Genomic DNA, 1,015 nt, shown 5'->3' with positions numbered 1-1,015 from the left:
GAACGTCAGCAATTAATTACGGCACTAGAATCTTAGATCTTTTACAAAAAAGAAGCTATCTTTAGTATGCTATTCTCCCCTCATAGTAGATAGGAAAAAGAAAACACATTAACCTATTTATTATGGAGGGGATTTTTCTATGGGGTAAATTAGAATTACTTGCTATACAAAATGAAAGGAAAAGGAAGTGGGTTTATACTTAAAAGAAGATATAAAACTGTTAAGAAAGAAATAGACATTTATTATCCTATTGTAAGTCGTCGGATGAAATGATCCGAAACTTTAGGTATTAAAGAACTAGAAGAACATGGGAAAACAAAAGGGTTATATTTAGGTAGAATGAAACCTAATGGATTAGGTACTAAGAATAAACGATTGGAAAAAGAGAATGGGATGTTAGAAAAATGAAGGATAGTATGTCGCGAAAGTAAAAATTTTAGGATAGTGTACATAAAAAAGATTTCCTCATCTATCTTAAGTCCGCAAATATTTACAATTTTATAATCATCAAAGATTTCAAGAGAAATTAAATAACCTGAGTCCATACAAATATAGACTCAGGTGGCTTAGCTACGCTTTGAAAATACTGTCTACCTGACAGAGCCCTCTCTTTTTATTCTTTAAATAAACAAACTGAAACAAGACTATTTAGAAGTATATGGAATTAGGCGTCTTTTTAATTTTTTTTAAATACTGTCTACCTGACAGAGCCCTCTCTTTTTAAATAAACAAACTGAAACAAGACTATTTAGAAGTATTAGTGAATTAGCCTCTCTTTAATTTTTATTTCGTGTCTCTTAACTTTAACAAGTACAAACATAATTCATTAATCTATATTACCTTTAAAAAATTTATAAATTTGATAATATAAAAACAATAGAATTATGTAATAAGTGAATCAAAAAAACAACCCCAAAAGCAGGCATTGTAACCTGATATTTTTCATTCTTTTTTTTATATACCCAATAAGCATAGTTATATAAAAGACCAATTATCGTTGTACCAACTATATAAG

At 28.6% G+C, this 1,015-nt stretch carries 1 pseudogene; it reads right to left on the bottom strand.

Annotated elements, in window-relative coordinates:
- Window positions 1-851: 851 nt before the first annotated feature.
- Window positions 852-1,015: pseudogene (locus DN403_RS31970) on the bottom strand (CPBP family intramembrane glutamate endopeptidase); the annotation flags it as partial.

The organism is Bacillus sp. AY2-1, from assembly GCF_008368965.1.
Lineage (GTDB): Bacteria > Bacillota > Bacilli > Bacillales > Bacillaceae_G > Bacillus_A > Bacillus_A thuringiensis_S.
Note: the sequence above shows the minus strand (reverse complement) of the source record. Positions and strands in the feature narration are given on the sequence as shown.